This window comes from Aeromonas sp. 2HA2 (assembly GCF_029237345.1).
Lineage (GTDB): Bacteria > Pseudomonadota > Gammaproteobacteria > Enterobacterales > Aeromonadaceae > Aeromonas > Aeromonas salmonicida.
On sequence record NZ_JAACGB010000004.1, the window covers coordinates 115,552 to 133,441 of the forward strand.

Here is a 17,890-nt window from a genome sequence, read left to right on the forward strand (position 1 = left end):
CGAACCCTCTCCCACCCTTCGTCACAAGTGACGAATGTCACAATTCGACACGGTGCCGCGTCCTCGCCACGGCTCGGCATGAAAATTAAATCCATTTAAAAACAGTATCTTAAACTCATTTCTGGCATCACCTCAGATTTGGCCCGCATTTTGCTATCCTGCCCCTATTCTCTCCGTTCGCGACACGACAAGGTAGGCTATGAACCGCTTCGTTATCGCTGACCCCAAGCTGTGTATCGGCTGTGGCACCTGTATGGCGGCCTGCAGCACGGTTCACAAGGCGCAAGGTTTGCAGCAAGCCCCCCGTTTAACCGTTATGCGACACGAGCAGGCGACCATGCCGGTTCAGTGCCGTCACTGTGACGATGCCCCCTGCATCAAGGTGTGCCCGGTCGAAGCCATTCGCCAGACCGGCGATTGCGTGCAGCTCAACGAATCCCTCTGCATCGGCTGCAACCTCTGCGCCGTGGCCTGCCCGTTCGGTGCCATCCAGAGCGGTGGCAGCCGTCCGGTGGCCATGGCCAACAGCTACGACACCTATATTCCCTGCTCCATCCGCTCCAGCAATCCCTCCACCTCCGCCGGTCTGCGCTGCTTTGGCGAGGATCTGCTGAGCTGGGAGCCGGGGGTGCGCAGCATTGCAGTCAAATGTGACCTCTGCGAGTTTCGCACCGAAGGCCCCGCCTGTGTCAGTGCCTGTCCCTCCCAATCACTGAGCATGGTCAACGACACGGCCTGCGCCAACGCCGCCCGCGACCGTCGTCTGCAAGCGGCCAATGCCCACCCGCAAGGTTCCCCCGCATTCTCGGCCTCTGCTTGCTCGACCGCCACGACTGCGCCTGTTTCACCCGACGCTTCAATCACTGAGGGATCCTGCTGATGTTGTCCCCCCTTGTTATGGCCACGCTCCTGCTCTTTTTGCTGGGCGCTGCCGCCGGTCTGCTGCTGCAAAAGCAGCCCTGGCTGGCAAACCGTCTCAATAGTGGTTTCGCCCTGCTGGGCTCGCTCGTCGGTTTTGTTGCCGCCATCAAGGCGCTGGCCCAGGATGCGCCGATCGACGGCCAGATCTGGCTGCTGGGCTCGGTCCATCTGGATATGTTGGCGGCACTGATGCTGCTGGTGATCACGCTCGTGGGCGTCGCTGTCTCCCTCTACTCCTTTGCCTATATTCGCGAATATCAGGGCAAGGGGGATGTGGCCATTGGCGCGCTAATGAACCTCTTCCTGTTCGCCATGGTGGGCATGGTGCTGGCCGACAACGCATTGGGCTTTTTGCTCTGCTACGAGCTGGTGACCCTCACTACCTACTGGCTGGTCAAGACCAACCCGGAGGCCGCCAAGCAGAGCCGCCTCTATCTGGTGATGAACCATATCGGCATGGCGCTGGTGCTGGTCGCCTTCTGGCTGCTCTGCCGCGACAGCGGCTCGCTGGAGTTCGCCGTGCTGTGTGAGCACCATCTGGCGGGTGCATTGGCATCCCTGGTCTTTCTGCTCAGCTTCTGCGGCTTTGGCCTGCGCGCCGGTTTCGTGCCGCTGCACGGCTGGCTGCCAGTAGCAGAGCCCGTCGCCCCCTCCCATATCTCGGCGCTGATGTCTGGCGTCATGGTGAAGCTGGGTCTGTTCGGCATTTTGCGGGTCAGCATCGACTTTCTCGGCGCCAGCCAGCTCTGGTGGGGCTACATGGTGCTGATCTTCGGTGCCTGCTCGGCAGTGCTCGGGGTGCTGTTTGCACTGGCGGAGCACGATCTCAAGCGGCTGCTCGCCTACCACACGGTGGAGAACATCGGCATCATCCTGATGGGGATGGGGATCGGCATGATCGGCATCGCCAACCAGCAACCGGCGCTGGTGGTGCTGGGGTTGCTCGGCGCCCTCTATCACCTGCTCAACCACGCCATCTTCAAGAGCCTGCTCTTTATGGGCACCGGATCTGTGATGTTCCGCCTCCACACCCGTGACATGGACAAGATGGGTGGCCTCGCCAAGCTGATGCCCTGGACCGCGCTGGCGTTCCTTATCGGTGCCATGGCCATCTCGGCGCTGCCGCCCCTCAACGGCTTTGTCAGCGAGTGGTTTATCTATCAGGCGCTCCTCTCCATGACCAAACTCGGCACCTCTGTCGTTGCCCCGCTGGCGGTAGTAATGCTGGCGGTGACCGGCGCCATGGCGGTGATGTGTTTCGTCAAGGTGTATGGCATCTGCTTCTGCGGCGCCCCGCGCAGTGAAAAAGCGAGTCAGGCCCGCGAAGTACCCAATGCCATGGTGGCAGGCACCCTGCTGCTGGCGGCGGTCTGTCTGGTGCTGGGTCTGGGCGCGCCTTGGATTGCCCCCTTTGTCAGCGGCTACGGCCAAGCGATCGTCTCTACTCAGCTCATGGGCCAAATGAGCGTGGCCACTGGCGCAACCCTGCTGCCGCTCGACAGCTCACAGGCGATCCTCTCCCCGCCGGTGATTGCCATCACCCTGCTGGGGCTGTTCCTGATCCCGCTGCTGGTCGTGGCCATCTTCAAGGGGCCCAAGCTCGGTCGTCGTCACGCTGGCACGCCGTGGGCCTGCGGTTACGCCTATGAGGAGCGCATGAGCCTCACCTCCGGTGGTGTCACCCATACCCTGCGCCAACTCTGTGCCCCGCTCTATCGCAAGCAGTCCCAGCTTGATCTGGCCACCGCCCTGCACGGGGTGAGCGCGTCTCCCTCTGCCGCTGGCTGGCTGTTGCACGGCCTGGTGCTGGCGCTCTTTATCCTGATGGCTGTAGGAGTCTGATATGCCTGTTCTTGAAATGCCGAGCTGGGGCATGGTTGCCCTCGCCCTGACCCAGGCCATCGCCCTGCTGGCGCTGGCGCCGCTGGCCACCGGTTTCAACCGGGTGCTGCGGGCCAAAATGCACTCCCGTCAGGGGCCGGGCCTGCTGCAGGATTACCGGGATATCGGGAAGCTACTGCGCCGCCAGGAGGTGACCCCGGAGCCTGCCGGCATCATCTTCAACCTGATGCCGGCGCTGCTGATCTCGGCCCTCTTGCTGGTAGGGATGGCGCTGCCGACCCTGACCCACGAGTCCCCCTTTCCCATCGCCGGGGATCTCATCACCGACATCTACCTGTTCGCCATCTTCCGCTTCTTCTTCTCCCTGGCGGGGCTCGACAGCGGCAGCATGTTTGCCGGGATCGGTGCCCGCCGCGAGCTGACCTTAGGGATTTTGGTGGAGCCCATTCTGGTGCTCGCCTGCTTCATCATGGCGATGATGGTGGGCAGCTCGGATCTGGGCAACATCAGCAGCTATGTCGCCAACCAGCCGCTGGCCGCGCCGATCGCTACCCTGCTGGCGGGGGCCGCCTGCGCCTTCGCGGTGTTTGTGGAGATGGGCAAACTGCCCTTTGACTGCGCCGAAGCCGAACAGGAGCTGCAAGAGGGGCCGCTCACCGAGTATTCCGGTGCTGGCCTCGCCCTGCTCAAGCTCAGCATGGGCCTCAAGCAACTGGTGGTGGTGCAGCTCTTTTTGGTGATCTTCCTCCCCTTCGGCAAGGCGGCGAACTGGAGCCTGCCCGCACTGGCGCTGGCAACCCTGATCCTGCTCTGCAAGCTGCTGGTGGCCTTTGGACTTGCGGGCATTATCGAGAATTCCATGGCCCGCACCCAGTTCGTGCGCACCCACAAGCTCACCCGCTATGGCTTGGGGCTGGCCCTGCTGGCGCTGCTCGCCTATCTGGTCGGGGTATAACTCATGCCCGCCATCACAGCTGCTTTTTTCGATTTCACCTTTTCCGATTGCTCATTCCCGAACATAAAGTGAGAACTGCATGACCATCGCCATCCAGGATCGCATCGGTTGCGACTATATCCAGCAACTGCGACAGCAACTGCCCCACGCCATTATCGACGAGCAGTGGCAGACCGCCGATCAGGCCACCCTGACCGTCAAGCCCACCAGCCTGGTGGCCCTCACCAGCCTGATCTTCCACAAGCAGGGCGGCTGGCTCTCGGTTTCGTTTGCCAATGACGAGCGCAGCCTCAACGGCCATTTCGCCGTCTACCACGTCTTCTCCATGGAGGGCGAGACCAAGAGCTGGATCACGGTCAAGGTGCTGGTCGAAGCCACCTCGCAGGAGTACCCCTCCATCACCCCGACCATACCAGCGGCTGTGTGGGGCGAGCGGGAGATCCGCGACATGTACGGCCTGCGCGCCGTCGGCCTGCCGGACGAGCGCCGTCTGGTGCTGCCGGATGACTGGCCCGAGGATATCCACCCCTTGCGCAAAGACGCCATGGATTACCGCCAGCGCCCCATGCCCACCACCGACACCGAGACCTACCCCTTCGTCAACGAGCTCGGCAGTGATGCCAACCGCATCGTGCCGGTCGGCCCGCTGCACATCACCTCGGATGAACCGGGGCACTTCCGGCTGTTCGTCGATGGGGAAGACATCATCGATGCCGACTACCGTCTCTTCTATGTCCATCGCGGCATGGAAAAACTGGCGGAAACCCGGATGGGCTACAACGAAGTGGCGTTTCTGACCGACCGGGTCTGCGGCATCTGCGGCTTCACCCACAGCGTCGCTTACACCACCTCGGTGGAAAACGCCATGGGCATCCAGGTGCCCGAGCGGGCCAAGATGATCCGCGCCGTGCTGCTGGAGGTGGAGCGCCTGCACAGCCACATCCTCAACATCGGCCTGTCGAGCCACTTCACCGGTTTCGACACCGGCTTTATGCAGTTCTTCCGGGTGCGGGAGAAATCCATGACCCTGGCCGAGCTGCTGACCGGCGCCCGCAAGACCTACGGCCTCAACCTGATTGGCGGGGTGCGCCGCGACATCTTCAAGGAAGATCGCATCAAGGGCGCCCAGCTGGTGCGCGAACTCCGTGATGAGCTCAAACCCCTGGTGGCCATGCTGCTCGACACCGCCAACATCACCTCCCGTCTGGTGGGGATAGGCCGCCTCGACCCGCAAATCGCCCGCGATTTCAGCTGCGTCGGCCCCATGGTGCGGGCCAGCGGCTTCAAGCGTGACGTGCGCCGAGTGCACGACTTTGCCGCCTATCGCGAACTGCCGATGGAGATCCAGACCCTGGCGGGTTGCGATGTGCAGTCCCGGGTGCTGGTGCGCATCCACGAGCTCTACGACTCCCTCGACATGATTGAGTTCGGCCTTGAGCACCTGCCGGAAGGGCCCCTGCTCACCGAAGGCTTCACCTACCAGCCGGGCAAGTTTGCGCTGGGCTTTACCGAAGCGCCCCGCGGCGAGAACGTCCACTGGAGCATGACGGGAGATAACCAGAAGCTGTTCCGCTGGCGCTGCCGCGCCGCCACCTACGCCAACTGGCCCGCCCTGCGCTACATGCTGCGCGGCAATACCGTCGCCGATGCACCGCTCATTATCGGCAGTCTGGATCCCTGCTACTCCTGTACCGATCGGGTCACCCTGGTCGACCCCAAGAAGGGCAAGTCCACCGTGGTCTCCTACAAGGAGATCGAGCGCTACGGTATCGACCGCAAAAACTCTCCGCTCAAGTAAGGGGTCATCATGATCAAGCTGTTCAAGACCATCCTCAAGGCTGGCACACCGACCGCCAAGTACCCCTTCGCACCCATTGATGTGAACCGGGATTTTCGCGGCAAACCCAAATATCAGGCGGATCAGTGCATCGCCTGCGCCGCCTGCACCAAGGCCTGCCCGGCCAACGCGCTGGTGATGGAGGTCGATATGGAGACTGGCGAGCGGCGCTGGGAGATCTCCATGGCCCGCTGCATCTTCTGCGGCCGCTGCGAGGAGGTCTGCCCGACCCGCGCCATTGCCCTCTCCCCCGAGTTCGAGCTGGCGGTGACCAACAAGGCCGATCTCTATGAGGAGGCCCGCTTCGCGCTGGCCCCCTGCACCCTATGCGGCACCTACTTTGCCCCGAGCAAGCTGGTGGCGCTGGTGGAGGACACCCTCAAGCAGGCTGGCACCCCGCTCACTACCCCGGAGCGCCTGCACCACTGCCCCAACTGCAAACGAAAACAGAGCATGCTGAGCCAGCCTGACTCGGCCATGACCACACCGATTGCCACACCGATAGCCACACAACAGGAGTGGATGTGATGAGCAAGATCAAAGGCATAGAACCGGTTGTCGGCCATGCCCATACCCGCGCCGTGCCGCTGGCACAGGATCCCGAGATCACCAAACTTAAAAAAACCCTGCTCAAAGACATTCGCCGCTCGGCCTATGTCTATCGGGTCGATTGCGGCGGCTGCAACGCCTGCGAGATCGAGATCTTCGCCACCATCACACCGCTGTTTGATGCCGAGCGCTTCGGCATCAAGGTGGTCGCATCTCCCCGTCACGCCGACATACTGCTCTTTACCGGCGCTGTGACCCGGGCGATGCGAGTCCCTGCCCTGCGCGCCTATGAGGCAGCCCCCGATCCCAAGATCTGCATCGCCTACGGCGCCTGCGGCTGTGACGGCGGCATCTTCCACGATCTCTACTGCGTCTGGGGTGGCACCGACAAGATAGTGCCGGTGGATGTCTATATTCCGGGCTGTCCGCCCACGCCTGCCGCCACCATCTACGGCTTTGCCGTGGCGCTCGGTCTGCTTGAGCAGAAACTGACCGCCACCAGCCACGAGGTGCAACCGGGTGAGCGGGTCGAGCTGCGCCACACCGGCATCCCCAATGAAATTCGGGTGATGATCGAGCGCGAAGCGCGCCGCATGGCCGGTTACCGGCAAGGACAGATCATCGCCGACGAGTTTATGGCGCTGCTCGAAGGGGCGACCCAGCAGGATGTGGATCTGCGCATCCAGAGCTATCTCGATCAGCACGACGACCCGCGCCTGTCGGAGATCGTCAACAACCTGGCCAACGCCTGCCTCAACCGGGCAGCAGGCAAGGGAGAGGCGGTGCATGGCTGACCAGGTTTTCTTCTACCGCCTCTCGCGCAAGTTCGTGGATGAGCAGTTCGACGTGCCCGAGGAAGCCAAGGAGGTGATGTACTACAGCCTCGCCATCGGCCACCACCTCGGCATCGTCGACTGCCTGAGCGCCGATCTGGTCTGCCCACTGGCGGGTTATCGCGACTGGGTGGCCAAGCTGCCAGCCGGCAGCGAGGCTCGCCGCAAGATGGAGGGGTTTCTCACCTTTGGCGAGATCACCATCTATCGCGAGCACTGCCACATGCTGGCCTGCGCCTTCGACCGGCTGCGCAAAGCCGACAATGTGCTTGATGAGCAGGAGCTGGGCTGGACCAACACCTTTATGGATCAGCTCACCGCCCTCTATAACGACCCCCATATGTACCTGATGGTAAGGAGCCGCTGATGGGCTGTAATCTCGTGTTGACCGTGGGCAATGCCATGATGGGGGACGACGGTGCCGGCCCTTATCTGGCGGACAAGCTGCAAGCCGCCCCCTTGTCCGGCTGGATCCATATCGATGGCGGCATAGCGCCGGAAAATATGGTCTACAAGGTGCGGGAGCTGCAACCGGAGCGGGTGGTGCTGGTGGATGCCGCCGAGATCGGCGAGAAGGCGGGCACCCTGCAGGTGATCCCTCCCGAAACCATAGCCGAGATGTTTATCTTCTCGACCCACAATATGCCGCTCAATTTCCTGATCGACGAGCTCAAGACCTTTGTCCCCGAGGTGATCTTTGTCGGGGTACAACCGGCCATCGTGGCGTTCTCCTTCCCGATGACCGAGATGGTAAGCGAGGCGATGGATTATCTTTATCAGCATCTTGATGCCGCCAAAGATACCAGCTTGTTAATAGAAAGACTGGACCAGTGGAATATTACCAATGCCAAGCGATAGTTATTTCATCAGCTGTTAAACAAGTTATTTATTCGTAACACTGGAGATATAAAAAGAGCCTGGCGTTGTATTAAAACGTCGGGCCAACTGTCCTTTTATTGATATGAAACAACATCACGCCATATTTACAAAATATCTGTAAAATATTAAAAAAAATCATTGCCAGTCTGATTTTACTGGCTCAAAATATCAGCCATTACGGAAGTTGATGGGGTCTGGTGGCCTCCTCGGTCTACAAAACCGATGTTAGCCGAGAAGGCTTTGGCAGGTTCGATTCCTGCCTCTTCCGCCAATTTAATATAGTGAATAGTCGAATTCACCTTGTTTAATAAAGGTGCGTACTGCTTGCCAATATAATCCGGACATCGGTGTTCAACCTGGCCAATCGTTAATTTGCCAGCATGAATCAACCATTAATTCATGCTGACATTGCCAGCGTAGAATAATCCGTCAGCTCGGCCCTTCTATCGGCGAAGCTGCGTGCATCTCAAACCCACGCACTGCTCTGGTAATCCCATGCCAAACCCGTCTCACGCACCATCCCTTGCTCATCCGCACGGTCAAGCCGAACCCCGGCCTAACGCAAACAATTCCTTGCCACAGCGCCGCCTGCCGCAGGTGGAACAGCTGCTGCAGCAACCTTTTCTCGCCGGTTATATCGATGCACTGAGCCGCCCGCTGGTGACCCAGGCGGTGCGCGATGTCCTGAGCGAACTGCGCCAGAGCGAGGATTTTCGCCAGCACGGGGTTGCCCCCGAGCACCTTGAGGCGCTGATTGCCAAGCGCTGCCAGCTGCTGCTGCGCCAGCGTCAGACCCGGGTGATCAACGCCACCGGCACCCTGGTGCATACCAATCTGGGGCGCTCGCCGCTAAGTCGCGAGCTATGGGACGAGGTGCGCGACCTCAACACCGGATACAACAATCTGGAGCTGGATCTCGCCACCGGCAAGCGCGGCGGGCGCAAGGGGCTGATCGCCCCCCTGCTCGGCTGCCTCACCCAGGCGGAGGATTCGCTGGTGGTCAACAACAATGCCGCTTCGCTCTTCTTGCTGCTGCAGGAGATAGCAAAGGGGCGCGAGGTGATCGTCTCGCGGGGCGAGCAGATCCAGATTGGCGGCGGCTTTCGCATCCCCGATATTCTGGCGCTCTCCTGCGCCAAACTGGTGGAGGTGGGCACCACCAATATCACTACCGCCAAGGATTACCTCGATGCCATCACCGATCAGACCGCCTTGGTGCTGATGGTGCACAAATCCAATTTCGCCATTCGCGGCTTTACCGAATCCCCCGATATTGGCGAGGTGGCCCGCGCCCTGCCCGAGCACGTAGTGCTGGCGGTGGATCAGGGGTCGGGATTGACCACTGAGGAGTTTGCGCCGGACGAAACCTCGGTGCGTCAGTACATCAAGGCGGGGGCGGATCTGGTCTGCTACTCCGGTGACAAACTGCTGGGCGGCCCGCAATCGGGCATCATCAGCGGCCGCAGCGATCTCATCAAGCGGCTGGAAAAACACCCCATGATGCGCACCTTCCGCCCGAGCCGCATCGTCTACTCCCTGCTGGAACGCCTGCTCATTCACAAGCTCAACAAATCCCCCATCGGCGAGGGCATTGCCCAGCGCACCTTGAGCAACCCGGCCGCCATGCAGGCGAGAGCCTCCCAGCTGATGACCGCCCTGCCCGGCTGCTTTGTGCCGGTCCCCGCCCAGTTGGTGGTGGGCGGCGGTACCCTGCCGGACGAGTTCTACCCCGCACCTGCGCTCGAATGCACCGACCCACGTCCGGCCCAGCAGTTGCTAGATGCCCTGCGCGAACTGCCGGTGCCGGTCATTGCCACAGTGCGCCAGCAGAAGGTGCTGCTCAATATGGCGACTCTGCTGCCAGCTGATATGTCGCTTGTAATCGCCCAGCTTCACGAGCTGCTACCTGCCTCGATAAATGCAACTGAGGAGCCCTGATCCCATGACCCCCTATCGCGCCGTTATCGGTCTCGCCGGCCACGTGGATCACGGCAAGACCCTGCTGATCAAGGCCCTCACCGGCATCACCACCGCCCGTGCCCACGAGCAGGCCATCGGCATGACTCAGGATCTCGGCTTTGCCCACTTCGACGACGGTCAGGGCAACACCATAGGCGTCATCGATGTGCCCGGCCACGAGCGCTATATCCGCAACATGGTGGCGGGGCTCTGGAGTCTGGATCTGGTGCTGCTGGTGATCGCCGCCGATGAGGGGTGGATGCCGATGACCGGCGATCACCTGCGCCTGCTCAAGGCGATGGGGGTGCCGCGCCTGCTGGTCTGCATCAACAAGTGCGATCTGGTCTCCCCCGACGAGCTGGCACTCCTCGAAGAGAGCCTGCTGGAGCGGGTGATGGACGAGAGCGGCATGGTGCCTGATCTCGTTAGCGTCAGCGCCAAAACCGGCGCCAATATGGCGGCCCTGCACGCCGCCATCGTGCGCCAGCTTGCCGATCTACCAGCATCGCACGCTACCCGCGAACAGGCCGCCCCGCGACTGTATGTAGACAGGGTCTTTACCGCCAACGGCACCGGCACAGTGCTCACCGGCACCCTGCAGCAGGGCAGCCTCAAGGTGGGAGACAAGCTGCGCCTCTACCCCGCCGATCGGGAAGTGCTGGTGCGCTCCCTGCAGGCCTATCACCAGAGCGCCGACGAGACTGGCGCCGTCTGCCGGGTGGCGGTGGGCCTTAAAAAAGTGCCTCACAAGGAGGTGGCCCGCGGCCACTGCCTCACCAGCGCTGCGGGCCAGTGCGAGGCGGCAACGCACCTTATCGTGCGACTCAACACCGAGATCCTGAACGCCAAGGTGCTACGCACACAGGAAGTGGAAGTGGCCCTCGGCAGCTGGCACGGCCGGGCGCGCTTTGTACCAATAAAAGACACCCGGCTGGCACGGCTGATCTTTACCAGCCCCATCCCCTGCTTCTTCGGCCAGCCGCTCGCCATCATTCGCCACGGCAGCAGCGAACTGCTGCACGGCGCCCGCATCGTCTGGTGCGGCGACATCCACCCCGCCAGACGCAAGGCACTACATGCCCTGCTGGGCGATCTGCCTGATGAGCTGGAGCGCTACAACCCTGCCACCCTGCAGCTAGGGCTCAATGGCTATGTACTGGCCAACCGCTTTGACCAGCGGCCCGAACACGTTACCCCTCTCGGTGAGTGGCTGCTGGATAACCACTGGCTGTCCCAGAGCCGCGATCAACTGCTCGCTACGCTGGCCAGCGAACCGCTCAGTGCAGCGGAACTGGCGACCCGCTTTGGTATCGCCCTGCCGCTCACTCAGGCCCTGCTCCAGCAGCTCAAAAGCGAGCAGCAGATCCGTCTGCACCATGACAAGTGGCAGCTGGGTAGCGGCGAGTCGGAAGATGATTTGGGGGAAGAGGCGCAGCTGGTGCTCAAAGTGGTGCGAGATCAAGGCAAGGAGGGTTACGAGCCCGGTAAACTGGGCCCCGGCGGCGTGGAGCTGGATCCCTTTATCACCCGCAAGCTGCCCGCCGCCCTGCAGCAGGGCTTGCAACAAAAAGGCGCCCTGCAAAAGCAGCTGCGCAATCTGGCGCGACTCAAGTATCTGGTGCAGCTCGATGGCCCCATCTACTACGACACCGCGCTTTACAACCAGATGGTCGCCGCCGTGCTGGCGGGCCAGCAGGTGGGAGATCTGATCGACATGGCATCCTTAAAGGAGATCACCGGTTTGTCGCGTAAATACGCCATTCCGTTTTGCCTGCGCATGGAGATGGATGGCTGGGTGCGGCGCGAGGAGAACGAGCGTCGGGTGCTGCGTTTGCCAGCCACTCAAGATGCCTTGCAGCAGGAGCCGGCATGACGGCCACCCAACTGCGCCGAGAATTTCATATCGACGGTATCGTGCAGGGGGTCGGCTTTCGCCCCTTCGTCTATGGGTTGGCGCTGCGCCACGGTCTTACCGGCTATGTGCTGAACGATGCCAACGGCGTCACCATAGGCGCCGAGGGATCCCCCAAGCAGCTGGCCGCCTTTGCCCGCGAACTGCGCGAACTGGCGCCACCGCTTAGCCGTATCGATCATTTCAGCGAGCGGGAGCTGCCCCAAAACGATGACCCCGATTATGACGGTCAATTCCATATAAAGGCGAGTCAGCAGCAGAGCGCCGCCACTGTCGCCATCTCGCCGGATCAGGGGATGTGCGAGGCGTGCGCCACGGATGTGGCCAACCCCGTTGATCGCCACCACCACTACCCCTTTACCAACTGCACCCACTGCGGCCCGCGCTACACCATCATCCGCCGCCTCCCCTACGATCGGCCCCACACCGCCATGGCCGACTTTGCCATGTGCCCGCGCTGCGCTGCGGCGTATGAAAACCCGCTGGACAGACGCTACCACGCCCAGCCGGTGAGCTGCCCCGAGTGCGGGCCCCACCTCAGCTGGCGCAGCGGCCGTGGCGATGCCCTGGCCGAGCGCGAGGAGGCCCTGCAAATGGCAGCCCGCGCCCTGCAAACCGGGGCGCTGATTGCGGTCAAGGGGATGGGGGGGTATCACCTGATGTGTGATGCCCGCAATGAACAGAGTGTGGCCAGATTGCGAACGCTCAAGCGGCGCGAACGCAAGCCGCTGGCGGTGATGATGGGCTCCCTTGCCGAGGCCAAACTGCATGTCACCGGCTGCGAGGCTGAGTGGAGCCTGCTCTCCTCTCAGGCCAGACCCATCACCCTGCTGCGCAAGCGCACTAACGATGATCGGCTCTCAGAATCCCGACAGTCAGCCGCGCCGCTGGCCGAGGGGATCGCCCCCGGCATCCCCTACCTTGGGGTCATGCTCCCCTACACCCCGCTCCACCAGCTGCTGCTGGACGCCTGCGCCATGCCGCTGGTGGCCACCAGCGCCAATGGTCGCGGCAGCCCGATCCTTGTTGAGTGCGATGCTGTGGTCAGGGAGCTCGGCAGCGAGATTGACGGCATCCTGGATCACAACCGCCCCATACTGCACCCCTGCGACGACAGTCTGGTGCAGTGGGCGGGCGGGCGGCACCAGACGTTGCGCCTCGCCCGGGGCTATGCCCCCTGCACTCCCAGCCTGAAACAGGCGGTCAATGTGCCGCTGCTGGCGGTCGGGGCGCAGCAGAAGAACCAGCTGGCACTCGCCTTCGGCCGCCAGCGCATCTACAGCCCCTATATCGGTGATCTGCACAGCCTGCCGATGCAGGGCCACTTCGAGCAGACCCTGGCTACCTTTCGCGAACTCTACGATCTCAAGCCCGAACTGCTGGTATCGGACTGCCACCCTGGCTACCTCAGCCACCAGTGGGCCAAGGGCTATTGCCACAATCACGGGGCAACCCATCTCGAGGTGCAGCACCATCACGCCCACCTGTTGGCAGTGATGGCCGAGCATGACATCACTGGCCCTGTTCTGGGTTTTGCCTTTGACGGCACCGGCCTTGGGGATGACGGCACCCTCTGGGGCGGCGAGCTGCTGCTGGCCGAAGTGAAGGGTTTTTCACGAGCTGCCCACCTCACCCCCTTTAAGCTTATTGGCGGCGAGGCGGCCATCCGTGAGCCGGTACGCCAGCTGCTGGGGCTGCTGTTCGAGACGTATGGCGTGGAGCAGATCCGCGCCCTCGACATTCCTTTGATCAACAAGCTGCCACCTGAGCGGATCTGCAACCTGCATCAGCTCTGGCGCTTGGGTCGCAACGCCCCTTACACCAGCTCCATCGGTCGGCTGTTCGATGCCGTCGCGGCGCTGCTGGGGCTGATCGATGCCCCCGACTACGAGGGAGAGGCGGGACTCTTGCTGGAGGCAGCCGCCTTGCAGCTAGCACCGAATGAGTTGCCCTTCCCCCTCGCCTTTGGCCTGCACCAGAGCGCAGAGGGGCCGCTGCATATCGAGTGGGCAGAGCTGCTCAATCTGCTTATCAGCGAGCAAAGCAAAGGCACCTCAACCGCCAGCCTGGCTGCCGGTTTTATCCGCGCTGTCAGCGCTCTGGTCATCACCCTGGCCGAGCGTTTCCCCGGCTATCCGGTGGCGCTTGGGGGCGGCGTGTTTCAAAACCGGGTGCTGATGGACACGCTTATTCCCGGTCTCGAAGCAGCCGGCCGCCAGGTATTAACCTCTGAAACCCTACCGCTCAATGACGGTGGCATCGCCGCCGGTCAGCTCTGGTTTGCCATCCACCATATTGCCACGCACCAGCCTGTCACAACCGGTTGTGCCACCTTGTCGGAGTCCTGAAATCCATGTGTCTATCCATCCCCTCTCAGGTAGTGCAGCTGCACCCCGAAGATAACTGCGTCACCGTCGATACACTGGGGGTGCAGCGGCGCGTCAGCTGCATGCTGCTCGAAGAGCCCCTCAACCTTGGCGACTATGTGCTGCTCCATATCGGCTTTGTGATGAGCAGGATTGACGAAGAGGAGGCGCAGGCCAGCCTGGAGAGCTTCCGCCAGATGGTGGCCCTGATGCCCGATCAGGATATCTTGCCATGCTGACCTTGAATGACTTGTTTCAGGGCTTTCGTCAGCCCGACGTCATCCGCGCCCTCGCCGCCCAGATCACCGAACTGGCCAAATTACTCCCCGAACCGCTGCGGGTGATGGAGGTGTGCGGCGGCCATACCCACACCATCATGAAATACGGCCTGCCCCAGTTGCTGCCGGCCAGCATAGAGTTCGTCCACGGCCCCGGCTGCCCGGTCTGCATCATGCCCAAAGAGCGCATCGATCAGGCCATCGAACTGGCTAGAGAGCCCAACGTCATTCTGGTGACCCTGGGGGACATGATCCGGGTGCCGGGCTCCAAAGGCACGCTGGCCCAGCAGCGGGCCAAGGGGAGCGATATCCGCCCCGTCTATGACCCCCTCGACGCCCTGCGCATCGCCAAAGAGAACCCGGAGAAAACCGTGGTCTTCTTCGCCATCGGTTTCGAAACCTCCACCCCGATGACGGCCGCGCTCTTGGCAGCAGCTGAAGAGCAAGGGGTCGATAACCTCTTGTTTCATATCAACCATGTGCTGGTGCCCCCCGCCATTCACGCTGTGATGGCCGACGGAGTGGCCAAGGTGAACGCCTTTATCGGCCCCTCTCACGTCAGCGTCATCACAGGCGCCGATATCTACCTGCCCATAGTCCAACGCTATCAGGTGCCTGTGGTGGTGAGCGGCTTCGAGCCGGTGGATGTGATGGAGGCACTGCTGATGATGGTGCGCCAGAAGGTGGAAGGCCGCTACGCCCTGGAGGTGCAGTACACCCGCGCCGTCACTGCCAGTGGCAATAAAGCCGCCCAGCGGCTGGTCGAGCGCTTTTTCGAGACCCGCGAGCATTTTCGCTGGCGAGGTCTGGGGGATATCAATGCCTCCGCCCTGCGCCTGCGCGATGCCTTCGCCAAGCGCGATGTGGAGCGTCACTTCCAACTTGATCAGACCCCCATCGATGACCACAAGGCGTGCCAGTGCGCCGATATTCTGCGCGGGCTGGCCAAGCCCAATCAGTGCAAAGTCTTTGGCCGGGGCTGCACCCCGACCCAGCCCATGGGCAGCTGCATGGTCAGCTCCGAGGGGGCCTGCAATGCCTACTACCGATATATGGGGATCCAATGAGAGAAATTCAGTTAAGCCACGGTGGTGGTGGTGTCGAGATGAACCAGCTGATCAACCAGCTCTTCTTTCACCACTTTGGCAACGAGATCCTGCTGCGCGGTGAAGATGCCGCCCTGCTGCCGGTAAGCGGGCCCGTCGCCTTCACCACCGACAGCTTTACCGTCTCGCCGCTCTTCTTCGAGGGGGGCGATATCGGCAAGTTGGCCATCGCCGGTACGGTCAACGATCTGGCCATGATGGGGGCCAAGCCCGAGTATCTGAGCGCCAGCTTTATCATTGAGGAGGGCTTCCCCTACGCCGATCTCGCCCGCATCGTCGAGTCGATGGCCGCAGAGCTGGCCAAAAGCGGCGCCCGCATCGTCTGCGGTGACACCAAGGTGGTGCCCAAGGGGGCGGCCGACAAGATCTTTATCAACACCAGCGGGGTCGGCACCTTCCCGCTGCCTGAGCAGAGCCGGGGCATCTCGGTGCGCAACCTCAAGGCCGGTGACGCCATTCTGGTGTCGCGGGATATCGGCAGCCACGGCGCCTGCATCCTGATGGCCCGTGACGCCCTGCAGCTGGGCTCGGATCTGAAAAGCGACTGCACCACCCTCTGGCCGCAGGTAGAAGCGCTGCTGCAAGCGGGGATCACCCCTCACGCCCTGCGCGATGCCACCCGCGGTGGCCTCGCCGCCGTGCTGAATGAATGGAGCACCGCCTCCCAAGTGGCCATCGAGCTGGAGGAGTCCGCCATTCCGGTGTGCGATCCGGTGCGTGGCCTGTGCGAACTCTACGGCTTCGAGCCCCATGATCTCGCCAACGAGGGGACCATGGTACTGGCCCTGCCTGCCGAACAGGCGCAGGACGCGCTGGGCATCTTGCGGCAATTCAACCCCGCCGCCAGCCAGATCGGCGTGGTGCAGGCAAGTGATCGCCACAAGGTGATCCTCAATAACCCCTGGGGCAGTCGCCGTTATCTGGAGCTGCCGCAGGGGGAGCTCCTCCCGCGGATCTGTTGATCGGCCATGCCGTTCACCCAATTACCGGGAGGAGTCACTGCTCCTTCCCATATCGGTTAAGGAGCCACCATGCACGAAATGTCTCTGGCCATGGCCGCCATCGATCTGGCGGCCGAACAGGCCACCCAGCGGGGCTTTAACAAAGTGACCGCTCTCTGGCTCGAGGTCGGCAGCTTCTCCTGCGTTGACCCGGACACCATTGCCTTCTGTTTCGAGGCTGCCGCCAAGGGCACTGCCGTCGAAGGGGCCCAGCTCCACTTTCAGCACCAGGCGGCAGAGGCCTGGTGTTACGACTGCAACAAGACGGTCACCCTCACCGAGCGCGGGCAGGCCTGTCCCGAGTGTGGCGGATACAAATTACGCGTCGCGCAGGGCGATAGCCTGCGCATCACCGACATCGAGGTAAGTTGATATGTGTAGCGTATGCGGATGCGGCCAGGCGCGGATCGCCGGCCATGAAGATGAACACGACCATGCCCACCCCCACGATCATGAGCACCATGAACATGACCATGAGCACGGCCATCATCATGCTCATGAGGCTCATCACCAACATTCCCATGAGCAGAGCGCACCGCGCACCCTGATTATTCACCACCACTATCACCATCAGGGAGATGTCCATCACCACTACCACGGCGTACGGACCCCCGCAGGTGCAGAGGGTCATGATCACCCGCACGAGCACCACCATGATCACCCCCACGACCATCATCATGATCATGACCACGAGCATTCCCACGCTCATCCGCATGACCATGACCATCAGCAGGGTGATCTGCACTACGGCAAAGGGGAAGCGGGACTGTCGGTTCCCGGCATGGGACAACGCCAGCTGATCGCCATCGAGATGGATGTGCTGGCCAAGAACAACGCCCTGGCCGCCCACAACCGCGAACACTTCGACGAAGCGGCCCAGCTGGTGCTTAACCTGGTGTCGAGCCCGGGTTCAGGCAAAACCACCTTGCTGTGCGAAACCCTGCGCCAGCTGGCTGACAAGCGCCCCTGCGCTGTGATCGAAGGGGATCAGCAGACCAGCACCGATGCGGACCGTATTCGTGCCACCGGCGTCCCTGCCGTGCAGATCAACACCGGCAAGGGCTGCCATCTGGATGCCAAAATGGTCCACGACGCCTGCCACCAGCTGCCCGCCAATGAAGGGGGCATCCTCTTTATCGAAAACGTGGGCAATCTGGTCTGCCCCGCCAGCTTCGATCTCGGCGAGAAGTACAAGGTGGCTATCCTCTCCGTTACCGAGGGGGAGGAGAAGCCCCTCAAATACCCGGACATGTTTGCCGCCGCCCAGCTGATGGTGATCAACAAGATCGACCTGCTGCCCTACGTCAGCTTTGACGTGGCCCGCTGCATCGAGAACGCCAAACGGGTCAACCCCTATATTCAGGTGATCCAGGTCAGCGCCACCACGGGTGAAGGGATGGATGCCTGGCTCAACTGGCTGGCAACGGCCTGAACCGGTTAAAAAACGCTGAT

General features: G+C 62.1%; 16 protein-coding genes and 1 tRNA gene. All 17 read left to right on the forward strand.

All coding sequences use genetic code 11. From position 1 onward, the window contains the following. The first annotated feature begins 199 nt into the window (after nt 1-199). The 17 genes from GWQ29_RS07990 (at nt 200) to hypB (ending at nt 17,870) form a co-directional block, all read left to right on the forward strand. Nucleotides 200-880, forward strand: a complete 681-nt coding sequence (locus tag GWQ29_RS07990; RefSeq protein WP_275919168.1) for a 4Fe-4S dicluster domain-containing protein — start codon at nt 200-202, stop codon at nt 878-880. Then, entirely contained in the window at nt 880-2,763 is a 1,884-nt protein-coding gene (gene hyfB / locus GWQ29_RS07995) for a hydrogenase 4 subunit B (protein WP_275919169.1), read from the forward strand. Before GWQ29_RS07990 ends, hyfB begins: the two co-directional genes overlap by 1 nt. A 1-nt stretch (nt 2,764) precedes the next feature. Beyond that, entirely contained in the window at nt 2,765-3,718 is a 954-nt protein-coding gene (locus tag GWQ29_RS08000; RefSeq protein WP_275919170.1) for an NADH-quinone oxidoreductase subunit H, read from the forward strand. Between the two features lie 79 nt (nt 3,719-3,797). Beyond that, nucleotides 3,798-5,516: a hydrogenase large subunit gene (locus tag GWQ29_RS08005; RefSeq protein ID WP_275919171.1), complete on the forward strand. Its 1,719-nt coding sequence runs from the start codon at nt 3,798-3,800 to the stop codon at nt 5,514-5,516. A gap of 9 nt (nt 5,517-5,525) precedes the next feature. Then, nucleotides 5,526-6,083 carry a formate hydrogenlyase complex iron-sulfur subunit gene (locus GWQ29_RS08010; RefSeq protein WP_275919172.1) on the forward strand — a complete coding sequence of 186 codons (558 nt, stop codon included), beginning with the start codon at nt 5,526-5,528 and terminating at the stop codon, nt 6,081-6,083. Further along, complete coding sequence (locus GWQ29_RS08015; RefSeq protein ID WP_021140364.1) at nt 6,083-6,898, forward strand: NADH-quinone oxidoreductase subunit B family protein; 816 nt, start codon at nt 6,083-6,085, stop codon at nt 6,896-6,898. The genes GWQ29_RS08010 and GWQ29_RS08015 overlap by 1 nt, the downstream gene beginning before the upstream one ends. Continuing rightward, nucleotides 6,891-7,304 carry a formate hydrogenlyase maturation HycH family protein gene (locus GWQ29_RS08020; RefSeq protein ID WP_275919173.1) on the forward strand — a complete coding sequence of 138 codons (414 nt, stop codon included), beginning with the start codon at nt 6,891-6,893 and terminating at the stop codon, nt 7,302-7,304. The genes GWQ29_RS08015 and GWQ29_RS08020 overlap by 8 nt, the downstream gene beginning before the upstream one ends. Continuing rightward, nucleotides 7,304-7,795, forward strand: coding sequence for a hydrogenase maturation peptidase HycI (gene hycI / locus GWQ29_RS08025; protein WP_275919174.1), 492 nt, complete (start codon nt 7,304-7,306; stop codon nt 7,793-7,795). The genes GWQ29_RS08020 and hycI overlap by 1 nt, the downstream gene beginning before the upstream one ends. 200 nt (nt 7,796-7,995) lie before the next feature. Continuing rightward, nucleotides 7,996-8,087 (forward strand) — tRNA-OTHER (locus tag GWQ29_RS08030). Nucleotides 8,088-8,311: 224 nt separating this feature from the next. Further along, complete coding sequence (gene selA, locus GWQ29_RS08035) at nt 8,312-9,754, forward strand: L-seryl-tRNA(Sec) selenium transferase (RefSeq protein ID WP_275919175.1); 1,443 nt, start codon at nt 8,312-8,314, stop codon at nt 9,752-9,754. Nucleotides 9,755-9,758: 4 nt separating this feature from the next. Then, the gene (gene selB / locus GWQ29_RS08040) at nt 9,759-11,648 is read left to right on the forward strand and encodes a selenocysteine-specific translation elongation factor (protein WP_275919176.1); all 1,890 of its coding nucleotides are present in this window, start codon (nt 9,759-9,761) and stop codon (nt 11,646-11,648) included. Beyond that, a complete protein-coding gene (gene hypF / locus GWQ29_RS08045) occupies nt 11,645-14,035 on the forward strand; it encodes a carbamoyltransferase HypF (RefSeq protein WP_275919177.1) in 2,391 nt (796 codons plus the stop codon). The genes selB and hypF overlap by 4 nt, the downstream gene beginning before the upstream one ends. Before the next feature lie 5 nt (nt 14,036-14,040). Beyond that, entirely contained in the window at nt 14,041-14,292 is a 252-nt protein-coding gene (locus GWQ29_RS08050; protein WP_234579454.1) for a HypC/HybG/HupF family hydrogenase formation chaperone, read from the forward strand. After that, nucleotides 14,286-15,398 carry a hydrogenase formation protein HypD gene (gene hypD / locus GWQ29_RS08055; protein WP_265453081.1) on the forward strand — a complete coding sequence of 371 codons (1,113 nt, stop codon included), beginning with the start codon at nt 14,286-14,288 and terminating at the stop codon, nt 15,396-15,398. Before GWQ29_RS08050 ends, hypD begins: the two co-directional genes overlap by 7 nt. Then, entirely contained in the window at nt 15,395-16,399 is a 1,005-nt protein-coding gene (gene hypE / locus GWQ29_RS08060; protein ID WP_275919178.1) for a hydrogenase expression/formation protein HypE, read from the forward strand. The genes hypD and hypE overlap by 4 nt, the downstream gene beginning before the upstream one ends. A gap of 69 nt (nt 16,400-16,468) precedes the next feature. Beyond that, the gene (gene hypA / locus GWQ29_RS08065) at nt 16,469-16,810 is read left to right on the forward strand and encodes a hydrogenase maturation nickel metallochaperone HypA (protein ID WP_021140355.1); all 342 of its coding nucleotides are present in this window, start codon (nt 16,469-16,471) and stop codon (nt 16,808-16,810) included. A gap of 1 nt (nt 16,811) precedes the next feature. Further along, the gene (gene hypB / locus GWQ29_RS08075; protein WP_345893292.1) at nt 16,812-17,870 is read left to right on the forward strand and encodes a hydrogenase nickel incorporation protein HypB; all 1,059 of its coding nucleotides are present in this window, start codon (nt 16,812-16,814) and stop codon (nt 17,868-17,870) included. The last annotated feature ends 20 nt before the right edge of the window (nt 17,871-17,890 follow it).